The sequence below is a fragment of the Citrobacter sp. TBCS-15 genome, from assembly GCF_005280815.1.
GTDB lineage: Bacteria > Pseudomonadota > Gammaproteobacteria > Enterobacterales > Enterobacteriaceae > Citrobacter > Citrobacter werkmanii.
The window spans coordinates 60,354-76,405 of the sequence record NZ_SZWK01000139.1 but is presented as its reverse complement, the minus strand read 5'-3'; the positions used below and the strand labels follow the sequence as shown (position 1 = coordinate 76,405).

Annotated in this window: 16 protein-coding genes; 12 read left to right on the top strand and 4 right to left on the bottom strand. The window is 51.9% G+C overall.

What is annotated here, in order from left to right; all coding sequences use genetic code 11:
* Positions 1-10 precede the first annotated feature (10 nt).
* Together ppiC (FDW96_RS12305) and ppiC (FDW96_RS12300) are read right to left on the bottom strand one after the other, a co-directional pair.
* The gene (ppiC, locus tag FDW96_RS12305; RefSeq protein ID WP_003017999.1) at positions 11-292 is read right to left on the bottom strand and encodes a peptidylprolyl isomerase PpiC; all 282 of its coding nucleotides are present in this window, start codon (positions 290-292) and stop codon (positions 11-13) included.
* Positions 293-341: 49 nt separating this feature from the next.
* The gene (gene ppiC / locus FDW96_RS12300) at positions 342-623 is read right to left on the bottom strand and encodes a peptidylprolyl isomerase PpiC (protein WP_061381061.1); all 282 of its coding nucleotides are present in this window, start codon (positions 621-623) and stop codon (positions 342-344) included.
* A gap of 194 nt (positions 624-817) precedes the next feature.
* On the opposite strand from ppiC (FDW96_RS12300), the gene FDW96_RS12295 reads away from it, so the two are divergent.
* From FDW96_RS12295 to rep, 4 genes are all read left to right on the top strand, one after another.
* On the top strand, positions 818-1,522 hold the full coding sequence (locus FDW96_RS12295; protein WP_079225759.1) for a Crp/Fnr family transcriptional regulator: 705 nt from the start codon (positions 818-820) through the stop codon (positions 1,520-1,522).
* Between the two features lie 25 nt (positions 1,523-1,547).
* Positions 1,548-2,297 carry a nucleoside phosphorylase gene (locus FDW96_RS12290; RefSeq protein ID WP_170974700.1) on the top strand — a complete coding sequence of 250 codons (750 nt, stop codon included), beginning with the start codon at positions 1,548-1,550 and terminating at the stop codon, positions 2,295-2,297.
* Positions 2,297-3,025 (top strand): nicotinamide riboside transporter PnuC, encoded by a 729-nt coding sequence (gene pnuC, locus FDW96_RS12285; protein ID WP_137365758.1) that lies wholly within the window; start codon positions 2,297-2,299, stop codon positions 3,023-3,025. Before FDW96_RS12290 ends, pnuC begins: the two co-directional genes overlap by 1 nt.
* A 103-nt stretch (positions 3,026-3,128) precedes the next feature.
* Entirely contained in the window at positions 3,129-5,153 is a 2,025-nt protein-coding gene (rep, locus tag FDW96_RS12280; RefSeq protein WP_061381060.1) for a DNA helicase Rep, read from the top strand.
* A gap of 37 nt (positions 5,154-5,190) precedes the next feature.
* Here the strand turns inward: rep and gppA are convergent, their stop codons facing one another.
* Both gppA and rhlB read right to left on the bottom strand, forming a co-directional pair.
* Positions 5,191-6,672 carry a guanosine-5'-triphosphate,3'-diphosphate diphosphatase gene (gene gppA / locus FDW96_RS12275; protein ID WP_042314061.1) on the bottom strand — a complete coding sequence of 494 codons (1,482 nt, stop codon included), beginning with the start codon at positions 6,670-6,672 and terminating at the stop codon, positions 5,191-5,193.
* 136 nt (positions 6,673-6,808) lie between these two features.
* Entirely contained in the window at positions 6,809-8,077 is a 1,269-nt protein-coding gene (gene rhlB, locus FDW96_RS12270) for an ATP-dependent RNA helicase RhlB (RefSeq protein WP_003829013.1), read from the bottom strand.
* Between the two features lie 131 nt (positions 8,078-8,208).
* Here rhlB and trxA point away from each other — a divergent pair, with 131 nt between their 5' ends.
* The 8 genes from trxA (at position 8,209) to rffG (ending at position 16,040) form a co-directional block, all read left to right on the top strand.
* Positions 8,209-8,538, top strand: a complete 330-nt coding sequence (trxA, locus tag FDW96_RS12265) for a thioredoxin TrxA (protein ID WP_001280776.1) — start codon at positions 8,209-8,211, stop codon at positions 8,536-8,538.
* A 158-nt stretch (positions 8,539-8,696) separates the two neighbouring features.
* Positions 8,697-8,798 carry a rho operon leader peptide gene (locus FDW96_RS12260; RefSeq protein WP_110496374.1) on the top strand — a complete coding sequence of 34 codons (102 nt, stop codon included), beginning with the start codon at positions 8,697-8,699 and terminating at the stop codon, positions 8,796-8,798.
* A 78-nt stretch (positions 8,799-8,876) separates the two neighbouring features.
* A complete protein-coding gene (gene rho, locus FDW96_RS12255; protein WP_002437993.1) occupies positions 8,877-10,136 on the top strand; it encodes a transcription termination factor Rho in 1,260 nt (419 codons plus the stop codon).
* 202 nt (positions 10,137-10,338) lie between these two features.
* On the top strand, positions 10,339-11,469 hold the full coding sequence (gene wecA / locus FDW96_RS12250; RefSeq protein ID WP_201745949.1) for a UDP-N-acetylglucosamine--undecaprenyl-phosphate N-acetylglucosaminephosphotransferase: 1,131 nt from the start codon (positions 10,339-10,341) through the stop codon (positions 11,467-11,469).
* 12 nt (positions 11,470-11,481) lie between these two features.
* Entirely contained in the window at positions 11,482-12,528 is a 1,047-nt protein-coding gene (gene wzzE / locus FDW96_RS12245; protein ID WP_137365757.1) for an ECA polysaccharide chain length modulation protein, read from the top strand.
* Between the two features lie 55 nt (positions 12,529-12,583).
* Positions 12,584-13,714, top strand: a complete 1,131-nt coding sequence (wecB, locus tag FDW96_RS12240) for a non-hydrolyzing UDP-N-acetylglucosamine 2-epimerase (RefSeq protein ID WP_042314053.1) — start codon at positions 12,584-12,586, stop codon at positions 13,712-13,714.
* Positions 13,711-14,973: a UDP-N-acetyl-D-mannosamine dehydrogenase gene (gene wecC, locus FDW96_RS12235; RefSeq protein ID WP_137365756.1), complete on the top strand. Its 1,263-nt coding sequence runs from the start codon at positions 13,711-13,713 to the stop codon at positions 14,971-14,973. The genes wecB and wecC overlap by 4 nt, the downstream gene beginning before the upstream one ends.
* A complete protein-coding gene (gene rffG / locus FDW96_RS12230; RefSeq protein WP_137348860.1) occupies positions 14,973-16,040 on the top strand; it encodes a dTDP-glucose 4,6-dehydratase in 1,068 nt (355 codons plus the stop codon). The genes wecC and rffG overlap by 1 nt, the downstream gene beginning before the upstream one ends.
* Positions 16,041-16,052 lie beyond the last annotated feature (12 nt).

The following is a 16,052-nucleotide window of genomic DNA, read 5'->3' as shown; positions in this document are numbered from 1 at the left end:
GGGCTTTTTATTAGTTGCGGTACAGCACTTTAATTATGTGGTAACCGAACTGGGTGTGCAGCGGGCCGGTTGGCTCCAGCACCGGGCAAGAGAAGACCACTTTGTCGAACGCCGGCACCATCTGGCCCTGACGGAATTCACCTAAATCGCCGCCGCGTTTGCCCGATGGGCAGATGGAATGCTTCTTAGCCAGTTTGCCGAAGTCGGCACCGTTTTTAATCTGCTCCAGAAGATCCAGTGCCAGTTTCTCTTCTTTTACAAGGATATGCACTGCTGCTGCTGTTTTTGCCATGATCGTGCCTTCAAAAGGGAATATATAAGGCTGGCGATTTTAGCATGGCTTATCGGCGATACAGCACCTTGATGATGTGATAGCCGAATTTGGTTTTGACCGGCCCGTAAGGTTTAAGCAATGGACAGCTAAACACGGCGGCATCAAATGGCCCCACCATCATCCCCTGTTTGAATTCACCCAAATCGCCGCCGTTGCGCCCGGATGGACAGCGAGAGTAGCGTTTTGCCAGGTGATCGAAGCTAATACCGCGCTCCAGCTTGCTGAGGATCTCCAGCGCCAGTTTTTCTTCTTTTACCAGGATGTGCAGGGCTGCCGCGCTCTTAGCCATTATTTTGTTCTCATGTCTCAAAGATATCTCGTTACTTTATCACCCACCTTCGCCGTGAACATATACTCTTCGCCATCACGGGACAGATGTCTCGCCTGATGTATGGAAGCGAGAGATGAGCGACATTTTTATCTGCCCTATTCCTTCTTGTCGGGGACAGCCGTCCTGTCCCTACCGCTGTGGAGCGAGATAACATGGATACAATGAAAAAACCTGAATTTTCAGTCGGCTGGCTTTCCGGGCTTAGTGATATTGTTCGCGATCCACAGCTTTACGAATTACTGAAATATTGCCCTCTTGAAATCATGCAGCAATGGTGTTTTGAAGAGATCCCGCGCGGAGACTTTATTTGCCGGCAGGGGGAAATATGTCAGCGCTTTTCACTGATTATTGCCGGTGAAGTGGATGTGTTCTATGAGGCTGAAGATGGACGTCGTTATCGTCAGGCCCGCTACCGGAAAAGCGACATGCTGGGTGAACTCGAGATCTTTGAGTCGCGTCATTACATCTGTTCGGTGGTGGCGGTAGGGCATGTGCAGCTCCTGAGTTTGTCGCAGGAATATTTTTGCCGCTGGCTGGCCTTAGATAACCATTTTAACCAGCGGATGCTGCGCTTCTTTAGTCAGCAATATTATCAGCTGTCAAAAAAGGCCAGCAGCGACAATCTTTACTCGCTGCATCAGCGAGTGTGTCAGGCGTTATGGCTGCGTTATCAACAAGATGGCACCAACGCAATTTTGCTGGATAAGCTAAACCTCAGCGAGGAGCTGGCGGCGACGACCCGTAGTATTAATCGTATTTTACATGAGCTGAAAGCGTTACAGATTATTGATACCGATGGTGAAAGCATTGTGTTGTTAGTCCCTGAAAAGTTAAAGCAGGAGGCTGATATCGGATAACCGTAAGAGTGAAGGAGGCGCGAGAATGTCGCTGCAACCCCATATCCAGTTAAGCAAGGAGATGACCGGCGCACGCTATGCGCTGCTGCCGGGCGACCCGTTGCGAGTCGACCGCATTGTCAATTTTCTTGATAACCCAGAACAGCTTGGTCAAAACCGGGAGTTTCGCGCCGCGCGAGGTTGGTATCAGGGCGTCGAGATTTTGGTGCTCTCTACCGGGATCGGTGGGCCGTCTACGGCGATTGCCATTGAAGAACTGCGCCAGATCGGCATAACAACCCTGATTCGTATCGGTAGCTGTGGGGCGTTGCAGGATAATCTTGCGCTCGGTGACGTGATTATCGCTCATGCCGCAGTAACGGATGACGGGACCAGCCGTACCTATGCGCCAACGGGCTATCCGGCCTGCGCCGACCCGCAGTTAACCTGGGAACTGATGGCGCAGGCGCGCCAGATGAATATCCCCGCCGCGTGTGGCCTGGTGCGTAGCCACGACAGTTTTTATACCGATCGGGAAGCAGAACTGGACGCGCGGTGGTCGGCGCTCGGCGTTCTGGGCGCGGATATGGAGAGCGCCGCTCTGATGACTATCGGCGCGCTGCGAGGGTTACGTACGGCGTCATTACTCAATGTGGTGGTTGCCCACAACGGTTGTCTGGATAGCAGCATCAATGATTATGTCCAGCAGGACGCGTTGTGCCAGCAGGGTGAAGAACGGCAAATTGCCCTGGCGCTCCGCGCCATTTATTCCGTCAGCCAGTCAGGAGGTCAGTAATGGGCTTTTTTAGCATTAACAATGTGATGGTCAACATTCCTCTCGGCGAAGGCGGGTATGCGCTATCGTGGATTGAAGCCATTGGTACCGTATTTGGTCTGTTATGTATCTGGTGTGCCAGCCGGGAAAAAATCATCAATTACCTGTTTGGCTTGATTAACGTCACGCTGTTTGCAGCAATTTTTTTCCAGATTCAGCTTTATGCCAGTCTGTTGCTGCAGGTGTTTTTCTTCGCCGCTAACATTTACGGTTGGTATGCGTGGAGCCGGCAAAATGAGGCGCAGGAAGCAGCGCTCAAAGTACGTTGGCTTTCACGCCAGCAAACCCTGGCATTAGGCGGCGTTTGTGCGGTGGCGATAGTTCTGATGACGCTATTTATCGACCCGGTGTTTGCGGCGCTCACCCGCATCATGATTGCCCTGCTGCAAACATTTGGTATGCAGGTCGCTATGCCTGACCTCCAGCCCGATGCCTTCCCGTTCTGGGATTCCACCATGCTGGTATTGTCGATTGCGGCCATGGTACTGATGACGCGCAAGTTCGTCGAAAACTGGCTGCTGTGGGTACTTATCGACGTGATTAGCGTGGTTATTTACGCAGTGCAGGGCGTTTACGCCATGTCGCTTGAGTATGTCCTGCTGACGGCAATCGCGGTGATGGGATCCTACAGCTGGATCAAGAGCGCGCAGCGCAACGGCTATACACCACTAGCCGCGACGGCTTCCTGATTGACCCGATTTTCTGGCTACCCGCAGAGGTAGCCAGTTACTCTTTCTCCCCCTCTTTCTGCTACAATCCACCTCCCCGTGTTTACAGATTGAGCAATCCTCTATGCGTTTGAACCCCGGACAACAACAAGCCGTCGAATTCGTCACCGGACCTTGCCTGGTGCTGGCGGGCGCAGGTTCCGGTAAGACGCGTGTTATTACCAATAAAATCGCGCATCTGATTCGTGAATGCGGCTACCAGGCTCGACATATTGCGGCCGTGACCTTTACCAACAAGGCTGCGCGCGAGATGAAAGAGCGCGTGGCGCAAACGCTGGGGCGTAAAGAAGCACGCGGGTTGATGATCTCCACTTTCCACACTCTGGGACTGGATGTCATTAAGCGCGAATATGCGGCGCTGGGGATGAAGTCGAACTTCTCGCTGTTTGACGATACCGACCAGGTGGCCCTGCTTAAGGAGCTGACCGAAGGGCTAATTGAAGACGATAAGCTTATTCTCCAACAGCTGATCTCGACGATCTCCAACTGGAAAAACGATCTGATGACCCCGGCGCAGGCGGCGGCCAGCGCGAAGGGCGAGCGCGATCGTATTTTTGCTCACTGCTACGGTTTGTATGACGCCCATATGAAGGCGTGTAACGTTCTCGATTTTGACGATCTGATCCTGCTCCCCACGCTGCTGCTTCAGCGCAATGAAGAAGTGCGCGAGCGCTGGCAGAACAAAATTCGTTACCTGCTGGTGGATGAATATCAGGATACCAACACCAGCCAGTACGAGCTGGTGAAGTTGCTGGTGGGGAAACGGGCGCGTTTCACCGTCGTGGGCGATGACGATCAGTCGATCTACTCCTGGCGCGGCGCGCGTCCGCAGAACCTGGTGCTGTTGAGCAAAGATTTCCCGGCCTTGCAGGTGGTTAAACTGGAGCAAAACTACCGCTCCTCCGGGCGCATCCTGAAGGCGGCGAATATTCTCATCGCTAATAACCCACATGTGTTTGAAAAGCGGCTTTTTTCCGAGCTGGGCTATGGTGCGGAGCTTAAAGTATTGAGCGCCAATAACGAAGAGCATGAAGCGGAGCGCGTCACCGGTGAACTGATCGCCCATCACTTCGTCAATAAGACGCAGTATAAGGACTACGCGATTCTGTATCGCGGCAACCATCAGTCGCGGGTGTTCGAAAAATTCCTGATGCAGAACCGTATCCCGTACAAGATTTCTGGTGGGACATCGTTCTTCTCCCGTCCGGAGATTAAAGACTTGCTGGCCTATCTACGCGTACTCAGCAACCCGGATGACGACAGCGCGTTCCTGCGCATCGTTAATACACCGAAGCGCGAGATTGGCCCAGCGACGCTGCAGAAATTGGGTGAATGGGCGATGACGCGTAATAAAAGCCTGTTTACCGCCAGCTTTGACATGGGGCTGAGCCAGACGTTGACCGGACGCGGATATGATTCACTGACCCGCTTTACGCACTGGTTGGGTGAAATTCAGCGCCTGGCAGAGCGTGAACCCGTTGCGGCCGTACGCGATCTTATCCATGGCATTGATTACGAGTCCTGGCTGTATGAAACCTCGCCGAGTCCGAAAGCGGCAGAAATGCGCATGAAGAACGTCAACACGCTGTTTAGCTGGATGACAGAGATGCTGGAAGGCAGCGAGCTGGAAGAGCCAATGACCCTGACCCAGGTGGTTACTCGTTTTACCCTGCGTGACATGATGGAACGTGGAGAGAGCGAAGAAGAACTGGATCAGGTGCAGTTGATGACATTGCACGCTTCAAAAGGGCTGGAGTTTCCTTACGTATTTATGGTGGGAATGGAAGAAGGATTTTTGCCGCACCAGAGCAGCATTGATGAAGACAATATCGATGAAGAGCGTCGTCTGGCTTATGTAGGGATTACCCGCGCACAGAAAGAACTCATCTTTACACTGTGCAAAGAACGCCGTCAGTACGGTGAGCTGATACGCCCGGAACCGAGCCGTTTCCTGTTAGAACTGCCGCAGGATGACGTTATCTGGGAACAGGAGCGTAAAGTGGTAAGCGCTGAGGAACGGATGCAAAAAGGGCAGGCCAGTATTGCCAATATTCGGGCAATGATGGCAAAGGCAAAAGCGAAGCCGTAGGCCGGATAAGCGCGAGCGCCTTCCGGCAAATCAACGATTAACGTACTTCCAGCGGCCAGTGGACATAGCTTTGCCACTCACTTTCCTGATCGATGAGCTCTTTACCTAGCGGGTGATGTTCCAGCCAGCCTTCAGGCAGTATGACCGTCAGGTGCTCATCTCTTGCATCCAGCTGAATTTCCGGCACCAAATCATCGCGACGACGGCTGGCGAAAATGATCGCCAGTCGTAGCAAACGGCAAAGGTGCTCAGCGATGCGGGGTGGCACGGCGTTTTGCTGATGGAGCGAAGAGAGATCGACCGGATTGGTCTGGTTGAGTAACAGCGTGGCTAACAGTTTTTTCTGCGCCGGCGTAAAACCCGGAAGATCGAGATTGCGCACCAGATAAGCCGCATGCTGTGGCGCCTGTTTAAAATCAACGCTCAGCCCAATTTCATGCAGCTGGCAGGCGCTAATCAGCAGTTCGCGGCTAATTGCTTCCAGATGCCATTTATTTTCCACTTGATCGAGGAATTTCGTTGCTAACATGGCGACGCGATGCGCTTGCTCTGTATCGACCATAAATCGACGCTGAATATTACGTAACGTGCGGCTGCGAATATCCTGATCCACCGCCAGATGTAGCATGCCATAGACCAGCCCTTCGCGTAATGCGCCGCCAGCAAGGGTCATGCACTGAATATTCAGTTCGGTGAAAATGGCAATCAGGATCGCCAGCCCGCTGGGGAAAACCAGCGCACGTTCCAGCGTTAAGCCTTCAATTTCCAGCTCTTCCAGACGACCACAATGAATGGCTCGCTGCTTTAGCTGCTGAAGTTTCGCCAGCGTGATACGCTCATCCATGCCTTGCGCCATCATGATTTCCTGCAACGCCTGGACGGTACCAGAAGCACCAACGCAGACTTTCCAGCCATGAAAACGCAGTTTGTCAGCGACCGGACGCAGTACTTCGCGCGCAGCCTTCTCGGCCTGGTCGAAGTTTTCCTGCGCCAGATTACGATCGGTAAAATACCGTTCGAGCCAGGTGACGCAGCCCATTGACAGGCTAAACAAGGAAGTCGTTTGTGCGCCGGAGCCGGTAACCAGTTCAGTGCTGGCGCCGCCAATATCAACGACCAGACGCTGATCGGCCCCGCCGGTAGTGTGGGCAACACCCTGATAAATCAGTCGTGCTTCTTCTTCGCCGCTAATGACCTGGACAGGACAGCCAAGGATTTCTTGCGCTTTGGCGATAAACACATCGGCATTTACGGCGATGCGTAATGTTGCCGTGGCGACCACGCGGATTTGTGGTTGAGGAATATCCTGCAGGCGTTCAGCAAACAGGCGCAGACATTGCCAACCGCGCTCCATCGCCTCTGTGGAGAGAACGTAATCGCTGTTGAGCCCAGCGGCCAGACGCACTTTGCGTTTTATACGCGTGAGCGTCTGGATGCTTCCCGCCACCTCGCGTACGACCAGCATATGAAAACTATTGGAGCCGAGATCGATTGCTGCATACAACGAGGTAGAGTTCATACACTTCATCCTTCAACCTGTATCTGTGTTGGCTGCGTTCTCTCACCCGAATCACTTACTTTTGTAAGCTCATCGGGATTCGTTTTCTTGCCGCCTTGATAAAGGCTGAATGATTTTGTGTATGGCATAGCTTTTCTTAACCTGAACGACGACGATTACGCGGAGCGCCACCGGTACGACGCGGGCCATTACCTGTGCGCGGGCGCGTCAGGCGCAGCGGCTTCGGCAGATCGGTCATTAACGCATCCGGGTTGTACTTGCTGACCGGAATTGAGTGGCCGATATAGGTCTCGATTGCAGGTAAATTCAGCGCGTATTCTTCGCAGGCCAGGCTGATAGAGTGACCGCTTGCGCCAGCACGACCCGTACGACCGATACGGTGAACGTAATCTTCACAGTCATCCGGCAGGTCATAGTTAAAGACGTGCGTTACGGCTGGGATATGCAGGCCACGCGCGGCAACGTCAGTCGCAACAAGAATGTCGAGATCGCCACGGGTGAACTCATCCAGGATACGCAGGCGTTTTTTCTGCGCCACGTCACCGGTCAACAGGCCGACGCGATGACCGTCCGCAGCGAGGCTGCCCCAAATATCTTCACAACGGTGCTTGGTGTTAGCAAAGACGATGGCGCGATCTGGCCACTCTTCTTCAATCAGCGTTTGCAATAAACGCATTTTTTCTTCGTTGGAAGGATAGAAGAGTTCCTCTTTAATGCGGTGACCTGTTTTCTGCTCCGGTTCGACTTCAACGTACTCAGCGTTATTCATCTGTTCGAACGCCAGTTCGCGGACGCGATAAGAGAGGGTTGCAGAAAACAGCATGTTCAGACGTTGGGTGGTTGGCGGCATACGACGGAACAGCCAACGGATATCTTTAATAAAGCCCAGATCGTACATACGATCGGCTTCATCCAGCACCACGACCTGAATCGCGCCCAGGTTAATGTGGTTCTGCTTTGCATAGTCAATGAGACGACCGGTCGTGCCGATAAGAATATCGACGCCGCTTTCCAGCACTTTCAGCTGTTTGTCGTAACCGTCGCCGCCATAAGCCAGGCCTAATTTCAGACCGGTGGTCTGTGCCAGCGGCTCGGCATCGGCGTGGATCTGCACGGCTAACTCACGCGTTGGCGCCATAATTAACGCACGCGGTTGGTTCACCTTGCGATCGGCAATCGCGGGATGAGAGAGAAGATAATGAAACGTTGACGTCAGGAACGCCATCGTTTTTCCGGTACCGGTTTGCGCCTGCCCTGCAACATCACGACCTGCCAGCGTTAGCGGCAGCGCGAGGGCCTGAATGGGCGTGCAGTTATGAAACCCTTTATTTTCAAGGGCTTCTATCACCTTTGGGTGCAGGGCGAAGTCGGAAAACTTCTGTTCTGTTAAATGTGTTTTGCTCATAGTGTGGTAGAATATCAGCTTACTATTGCTTTACGAAAGCGTATCCGGTGAAATAAAGTCAACCTTTAGTTGGTTAATGCTACACCAACAGCCTACACCAACACGCCAGGCTTATTCCTGTGGAGTTATATATGAGCGATAAAATTATTCACCTGACTGACGACAGTTTTGACACGGATGTACTCAAAGCGGACGGAGCGATCCTTGTTGATTTCTGGGCAGAGTGGTGCGGTCCGTGCAAAATGATCGCTCCGATTCTGGATGAAATCGCTGACGAATATCAGGGCAAACTGACGGTTGCTAAACTGAACATTGACCAAAACCCAGGCACCGCGCCGAAGTATGGTATTCGTGGTATCCCGACCCTGCTGCTGTTTAAAAACGGCGAAGTAGCGGCGACTAAAGTCGGCGCACTGTCCAAAGGTCAGTTGAAAGAATTCCTCGACGCGAATTTGGCGTAAGGAAGTCTCATGATCGGGCGACCATACTTCGAATTGATTCGGATGACTGGACGCCCGACTTGAGTCGTGCTAAGTTAGTGTTGACTTCGTATTAAACATACCTTATTAAGTTTGAATCTGGTTACATCCCATACTTCCCGTTGTTTCTCGCGCGAGAAGTGGACAGATTCAGGGCCTTATCACTCAATCCGTCTTGTCGTTTCAGTTCTGCGTACTTTCCTGTGACCAGACAGCGAACAGACATGAGTCGATGGCCGTAAACAGGCATGGATGACCCTGCCATACCATTCACAACATTAAGTTCGAGATTTACCCCAAGTTTAAGAACTCACACCATTATGAATCTTACCGAATTAAAGAATACGCCGGTTTCTGAGCTGATCACTCTCGGCGAAAATATGGGCCTTGAAAACCTGGCTCGTATGCGCAAGCAGGACATTATTTTTGCCATCCTGAAGCAGCACGCAAAGAGTGGCGAGGATATCTTTGGTGACGGTGTGCTGGAGATATTGCAGGACGGATTTGGTTTCCTCCGCTCTGCAGACAGCTCCTACCTCGCCGGTCCTGATGACATCTACGTTTCTCCCAGCCAAATCCGCCGTTTCAACCTCCGCACTGGTGATACCATTTCTGGTAAGATTCGCCCGCCGAAAGAAGGTGAACGCTACTTTGCGCTGTTGAAAGTTAATGAAGTCAACTACGACAAACCGGAAAACGCCCGTAACAAAATCCTCTTTGAGAACTTAACCCCGCTGCACGCAAACTCTCGTCTGCGTATGGAACGTGGTAACGGTTCTACTGAAGACTTAACGGCGCGCGTACTGGATCTGGCATCGCCGATCGGTCGTGGCCAGCGTGGTCTGATTGTTGCTCCGCCGAAAGCGGGTAAAACCATGCTGCTGCAGAATATCGCGCAGAGCATTGCATACAACCATCCAGACTGTGTGCTGATGGTGCTGCTGATTGACGAACGTCCGGAAGAAGTAACCGAGATGCAGCGTCTGGTGAAAGGTGAAGTGGTTGCGTCTACTTTTGACGAACCAGCATCCCGTCACGTTCAGGTTGCGGAAATGGTCATCGAGAAGGCAAAACGCCTGGTTGAACACAAGAAAGACGTTATCATTCTGCTCGACTCCATCACCCGTCTGGCGCGTGCTTATAACACAGTGGTTCCGGCTTCCGGTAAAGTGCTGACCGGTGGTGTGGACGCTAACGCCCTGCACCGTCCGAAGCGTTTCTTTGGTGCTGCGCGTAACGTGGAAGAGGGCGGCAGCCTGACCATCATCGCGACTGCGCTGATCGATACCGGCTCTAAAATGGATGAAGTTATCTACGAAGAGTTTAAAGGTACCGGCAACATGGAACTGCACCTCTCTCGTAAGATTGCTGAAAAACGCGTCTTCCCGGCTATCGACTACAACCGTTCCGGTACCCGTAAAGAAGAGCTGCTCACCACCCAGGAAGAGCTGCAGAAAATGTGGATCCTGCGCAAAATCATCCATCCGATGGGTGAAATCGACGCCATGGAATTCCTCATTAATAAGCTGGCGATGACCAAGACCAACGACGATTTCTTCGACATGATGAAGCGTTCCTGATCCTGGCATCATCTGAAAACGCCACGTTTTTACGTGGCGTTTTGCTTTTACGATTCATCCTAATGTTTGGTCAGATAAAATTGTCAATATTATCGGCGTCATGGATTGTCACAATGTGCGGCATGACCTACAAGAGGTAGGAAGTGTAATGTTTTAGCTGCTCTCTTCAAGGGGGCGTCTTAACGCATTATACTTTAAGGAAATGATATATGCTGAGAACACATACACTGTGAATCTACTCGCTGCTTTCTCTGAGCTAGTTAGTATTTTTTTATTCACAACCATTTTTATTTTTTTGGCGCGAAAAGTAGCCATAAAAATAGGTTTAGTGGATAAGCCAAACTTCCGCAAACGTCACCAAGGGATTATTCCTTTAGTGGGCGGGATTTCTGTGTTTGCAGGGATCAATTTTATGTTTGGTCTTTCGGATTATTACATCCCCCATGCCTCGTTATACCTCTTTTGTGCAAGTGTACTGGTGTTTGTTGGCGCGCTTGACGATCGTTTTGATATCAGCGTAAAAATTCGGGCAGTCGTTCAGGCGGCGATTGCTATTGTGATGATGGTAAAGGGTGAGCTTTACCTAAGTAGCCTGGGGTATATTTTTGGCCCGTGGGAGTTGTTGTTGGGTCCCTTTGGTTATTTTCTCACCCTTTTTGCCGTCTGGGCGGCGATTAACGCCTTTAATATGGTTGATGGTATTGATGGCTTGTTAGGCGGGCTATCCAGCGTCTCATTCGCAGCGATGGGGTTTATCCTGTGGTTCGATGGTCAGACAAGCCTGGCTATCTGGTGTTTTGCCATGATTGCCGCCATCCTGCCTTACATCATGTTGAATCTGGGCATTCTTGGACGCCGCTATAAAGTCTTTATGGGCGATGCGGGAAGTACGCTGATTGGCTTCACGGTGATCTGGATCCTGCTGGAGACCACACAAGGTGCAACACACCCTATTAGCCCGGTCACTGCACTGTGGATTATCGCCATTCCGTTAATGGATATGGTGGCGATTATGTATCGTCGTTTACGTAAAGGCATGAGTCCTTTCTCTGCAGATCGTCAGCATATTCATCATTTAGTGATGCGCGCAGGGTTTACTTCCCGACAGGCATTTGTTCTGATCACGCTGGCAGCAGCGATTTTGGCCTCTATCGGCGTACTGGCTGAATATTTTCGTTTAGTCCCTGAATGGGCCATGTTGGTGCTCTTTTTACTGGCATTCGGTCTTTACGGTTACTGTATTAAGCGGGCATGGAAGGTGGCGAGATTTATTAAGCGTGTTAAGCGCAGGCTGCGAAGGCACCGCGAAGGCAAACCAAACTTAACCAAGTGAATTGAGGATGCGATGACACAACCATTACCGGGGGAACACGCCGTGAGCGCAGAAAATGAACTGGATATCCGTGGGTTGTTTCGTGCCTTATGGGCAGGGAAAGTGTGGATTATTTGTATCGCGCTTGCCTTTGCGCTAGTCGCTCTCGCCTATACATTTTTTGCACGTCAGGAGTGGAGTGCTACGGCGATTTCAGACAAGCCAACGGTTAATATGTTGGGCGGTTACTACTCTCAACAGCAGTTTTTGCGTAACCTGGATATTAAGGCCAGTCTCGCATCTGCGGACCAGCCGTCGGTAATGGACGAAGCCTATAAAGAATTCATCATGCAGCTCGCCTCCTGGGATACGCGTCGTGAATTCTGGCAGCAGACTGATTACTATAAGCAGCGTATGGTGGGTAACAGTAAAGCCGATGCGGCGATGCTGGATGAACTGATTGGTAACATCCAGTTTATGCCTGGCGATGCGATGCGTAATACCAATGACAGTGTGAAACTGATTGCGGAGACGGCTCCTGATGCCAACAATCTGCTGCGTCAGTACGTCGCCTTTGCCAGTCAGCGCGCGGCGCATCATCTGAACGAAGAGTTAAAAGGGGCCTGGGCTGCACGCACCGTGCAGATGAAAGCGCAGGTTAAACGCCAGGAAGAAGTGGCGAAATCACTCTTCTCCCGCCGTGTTCACAACATTGAGCAGGCACTCAAAATTGCCGAACAGCATAACATTTCTCGCACCTCCACTGATGTTCCTGCTGATGAGTTGCCGGATTCTGAACTGTTTTTACTTGGACGTCCTATGCTGCAGGCGCGACTTGAAAACTTGCAGTCTGTGGGGCCGGACTTTGATCTGGACTACTTCCAGAACCGAGCCATGCTGAACACACTGAACGTTGGGCCAACTCTGGATCCTCGCTTTCAGACATATCGTTATTTGCGTACGCCGGAAGAGCCAGTAAAACGTGACAGCCCTCGCCGTGCCTTCCTGATGATTATGTGGGGCATCGTTGGGGCTCTGATTGGTGCTGGTGTCGCATTAACCCGTCGCCGCACGATTTAGCAATACCGTTGCAGTGAGGGGCTGGGCCCTCACTGCCAATCCGAAGAGAATCGATGTGAAAGTACTGACTGTATTTGGCACGCGACCGGAGGCTATAAAAATGGCTCCTCTGGTTCATGCGTTGGCAAAAGATCCTGATTTTGAGGCGAAAGTTTGCGTCACGGCGCAGCATCGGGAGATGCTCGATCAGGTGTTGAACCTCTTTTCCATAGTACCTGATTACGATCTCAATATTATGCAGCCAGGTCAGGGGCTAACAGAAATTACCTGCCGAATCCTTGAAGGATTAAAGCCAATTCTGGCTGATTTCAAACCTGATGTGGTGCTGGTTCACGGTGATACCACGACTACGATTGCCACCAGTTTGGCTGCGTTTTATCAGCGCATCCCGGTGGGGCATGTTGAGGCGGGTTTACGTACCGGCGATCTTTACTCTCCCTGGCCGGAAGAGGCGAACCGTACGCTGACCGGGCGTCTGGCTATGTATCATTTTGCGCCAACAGAAAACTCGCGCCAAAATTTGTTACGGGAAGCTATTCCTGATAATCGTATTTTCGTCACTGGCAATACGGTTATTGATGCGTTGATCTGGGTACGCGACCGCGTACTGGCGAGTGATGCATTGCGGGCGGAACTGGCAGAAAATTACCCTTTCCTGAGCGCTGACAAAAAGATGATCCTGGTGACCGGTCATCGTCGGGAAAGCTTCGGTCGCGGCTTTGAGCAAATTTGCCACGCGCTGGCGGAAATTGCCGCGGCTAATCAGAATGTGCAGATTGTCTACCCGGTACACCTGAATCCTAACGTCAGCGAGCCGGTCAACCGCATCCTGGGTCACGTTGAAAACGTGATTCTGATTGAACCGCAGGACTACATGCCATTTGTCTGGCTGATGAATCACGCCTGGCTGATCCTGACCGATTCCGGCGGAATTCAAGAAGAAGCTCCGTCTCTGGGGAAACCTGTGCTGGTGATGCGCGAAACAACGGAACGGCCTGAAGCCATTACCGCAGGCACTGTACGTCTGGTGGGAACTGACCCACAGCGTATCGTAGAAGAAGTCACGCGTTTGCTGCATGACGACAATGAATATCAGACCATGAGCCGTGCCCATAACCCATATGGTGACGGGCAGGCGTGTGGCCGTATTTTACACGCGTTAAAAAATAATCGGGTATCGCTATGAGTTTTACGACCATTTCTGTCATTGGGCTGGGTTATATCGGACTGCCAACGGCGGCTGCCTTTGCTTCCCGTCAAAAACATGTAATTGGCGTAGATGTAAATCAACATGCGGTGGATACCATTAATCGCGGCGAAATTCACATTGTTGAGCCCGATCTGGGCGCCGTGGTGAAAACGGCGGTCGAAAACGGATTTCTTCGTGCAACCATCACTCCCGTAGAAGCTGATGCATATCTGATTGCTGTGCCTACCCCATTCAAGGGAGAGCATGAACCCGATATGGTCTACGTTGAAGCTGCGGCTAAGTCTGTCGCGCCGGTGCTGAAAAAAGGCGCATTAGTGATACTTGAATCGACGTCACCTGTCGGGGCAACTGAACAGATGGCCGCATGGTTTGCAGAAATGCGGCCTGACCTGACGTTCCCGCAGCAGGTCGGTGAACAGGCCGATGTGAATATTGCTTATTGCCCGGAGCGCGTGTTGCCAGGCCAGGTCATGGTTGAACTGATTAAAAACGACCGCGTGATCGGCGGGATGACCTCCGTCTGTTCCGCGCGCGCCAGTGAGCTGTATAACATCTTCCTTGAGGGGGAATGTGTCGTAACCAACGCCCGCACCGCGGAAATGTGCAAGCTGACTGAGAATAGCTTCCGCGACGTCAATATCGCCTTCGCTAATGAATTATCATTAATTTGCGCCGATCAGGGGATTAACGTCTGGGAACTGATTCGCCTGGCAAACCGTCATCCGCGTGTAAATATTCTGCAACCAGGACCGGGCGTTGGTGGGCACTGTATCGCGGTCGATCCGTGGTTTATTGTGGCGCAGAACCCGCAGCAGGCGAAACTGATCCGTACCGCACGCGAGGTTAATGATGGTAAGCCTCATTGGGTCGTCGATCGGGTAAAAGCAGCTGTAGCCGATTGTCTGGCAGATACCAACAAACGGGCCAGCGAAGTGAAAATCGCCTGCTTTGGTTTGGCTTTTAAACCGAATATTGATGATTTGCGTGAAAGTCCGGCGATGGGAATTGCGCAAAGCATCGCGCATTGGCACAAAGGCGAAACATTGGTGGTGGAACCGAATATCCATCAATTGCCGAAAAAACTGGACGGCATTTGCCAACTGGCGACGCTGAACGATGCGTTGGCAAGCGCCGATGTGCTGGTCATGCTGGTCGACCATAATGAATTTAAAGCCATTAAAGGCGATGCGGTTCTTCAGCAGTACATCGTTGATACCAAAGGGGTCTGGCGCTAATGAAACGAATTCTGGTTACCGGTGGCGCGGGGTTTATCGGCTCGGCGGTTGTACGGCATATTATTCATGAGACCCAGGATGCGGTGGTTGTGGTCGATAAGCTGACCTATGCCGGGAATCTGATGTCGCTGGCGCCGGTTGCACAGAATGACCGTTTTGCCTTTGAGAAAGTTGATATCTGCGATCGGGCATCGCTCGACAAGGTGTTTCAACAATACCAGCCAGACTGCGTGATGCATCTGGCGGCAGAAAGCCATGTCGATCGCTCCATTGATGGTCCGGCTGCCTTTATCGAAACCAACATTGTGGGAACCTACACGCTGTTGGAAGCGGCGCGCGCTTACTGGAGTGCATTGGCCAGCGAGAAAAAATCGGCGTTTCGCTTCCACCATATCTCAACTGATGAGGTGTATGGCGATCTCCATTCGACGGATGATTTCTTTACTGAAAGCACACCGTATGCGCCGAGTAGTCCTTATTCCGCGTCGAAAGCCAGCAGCGATCATCTGGTACGCGCGTGGTTGCGAACCTATGGCCTGCCAACGCTCATTACCAACTGCTCTAACAACTATGGCCCCTATCATTTCCCGGAAAAACTCATCCCGCTGATGATCCTCAATGCATTGGCTGGGAAACCGCTGCCGGTATACGGCAATGGGCAACAGATCCGCGACTGGTTGTACGTAGAAGATCATGCCAGGGCGCTCTATTGCGTGGCGACAACGGGCGCGATTGGGGAAACCTATAATATTGGTGGCCACAATGAGCGTAAAAACCTGGACGTTGTCGAAACGGTTTGTAGCCTTTTGGAAGAGCTGGCGCCGCAAAAACCGCAGGGTATTGCACAGTACCGAGACTTGATCACTTTTGTTGACGATCGCCCGGGTCATGATGTGCGGTATGCCATTGACGCGTCGAAAATTTCGCGTGAATTAGGCTGGATACCGCAGGAAACGTTTGAAAGCGGAATGCGCAAAACCGTGCAGTGGTATCTGGATAATCAGGCATGGTGGAAACCCGTGCAGGATGGCAGCTATCAGGGCGAACGTTTAGGTCTGAAGGGCTAACAGCCTGGTTTT

Excerpts from the sequence above, each read along its gene's own strand:
- pnuC (WP_137365758.1), top strand. The coding sequence starts at position 2,297 with ATGGGCTTTTTTAGCATTAACAATGTGATGGTCAACATTCCTCTCGGC.
- gppA (WP_042314061.1), bottom strand. The coding sequence starts at position 6,672 with ATGAACTCTACCTCGTTGTATGCAGCAATCGATCTCGGCTCCAATAGT.
- FDW96_RS12290 (WP_170974700.1), top strand. The coding sequence starts at position 1,548 with ATGTCGCTGCAACCCCATATCCAGTTAAGCAAGGAGATGACCGGCGCA.
- ppiC (WP_003017999.1), bottom strand. The coding sequence starts at position 292 with ATGGCAAAAACAGCAGCAGCAGTGCATATCCTTGTAAAAGAAGAGAAA.
- rho (WP_002437993.1), top strand. The coding sequence starts at position 8,877 with ATGAATCTTACCGAATTAAAGAATACGCCGGTTTCTGAGCTGATCACT.
- ppiC (WP_061381061.1), bottom strand. The coding sequence starts at position 623 with ATGGCTAAGAGCGCGGCAGCCCTGCACATCCTGGTAAAAGAAGAAAAA.
- wecC (WP_137365756.1), top strand. The coding sequence starts at position 13,711 with ATGAGTTTTACGACCATTTCTGTCATTGGGCTGGGTTATATCGGACTG.
- rffG (WP_137348860.1), top strand. The coding sequence starts at position 14,973 with ATGAAACGAATTCTGGTTACCGGTGGCGCGGGGTTTATCGGCTCGGCG.
- rhlB (WP_003829013.1), bottom strand. The coding sequence starts at position 8,077 with ATGAGCAAAACACATTTAACAGAACAGAAGTTTTCCGACTTCGCCCTG.
- trxA (WP_001280776.1), top strand. The coding sequence starts at position 8,209 with ATGAGCGATAAAATTATTCACCTGACTGACGACAGTTTTGACACGGAT.
- rep (WP_061381060.1), top strand. The coding sequence starts at position 3,129 with ATGCGTTTGAACCCCGGACAACAACAAGCCGTCGAATTCGTCACCGGA.
- FDW96_RS12295 (WP_079225759.1), top strand. The coding sequence starts at position 818 with ATGGATACAATGAAAAAACCTGAATTTTCAGTCGGCTGGCTTTCCGGG.
- wecA (WP_201745949.1), top strand. The coding sequence starts at position 10,339 with ATGATATATGCTGAGAACACATACACTGTGAATCTACTCGCTGCTTTC.
- wzzE (WP_137365757.1), top strand. The coding sequence starts at position 11,482 with ATGACACAACCATTACCGGGGGAACACGCCGTGAGCGCAGAAAATGAA.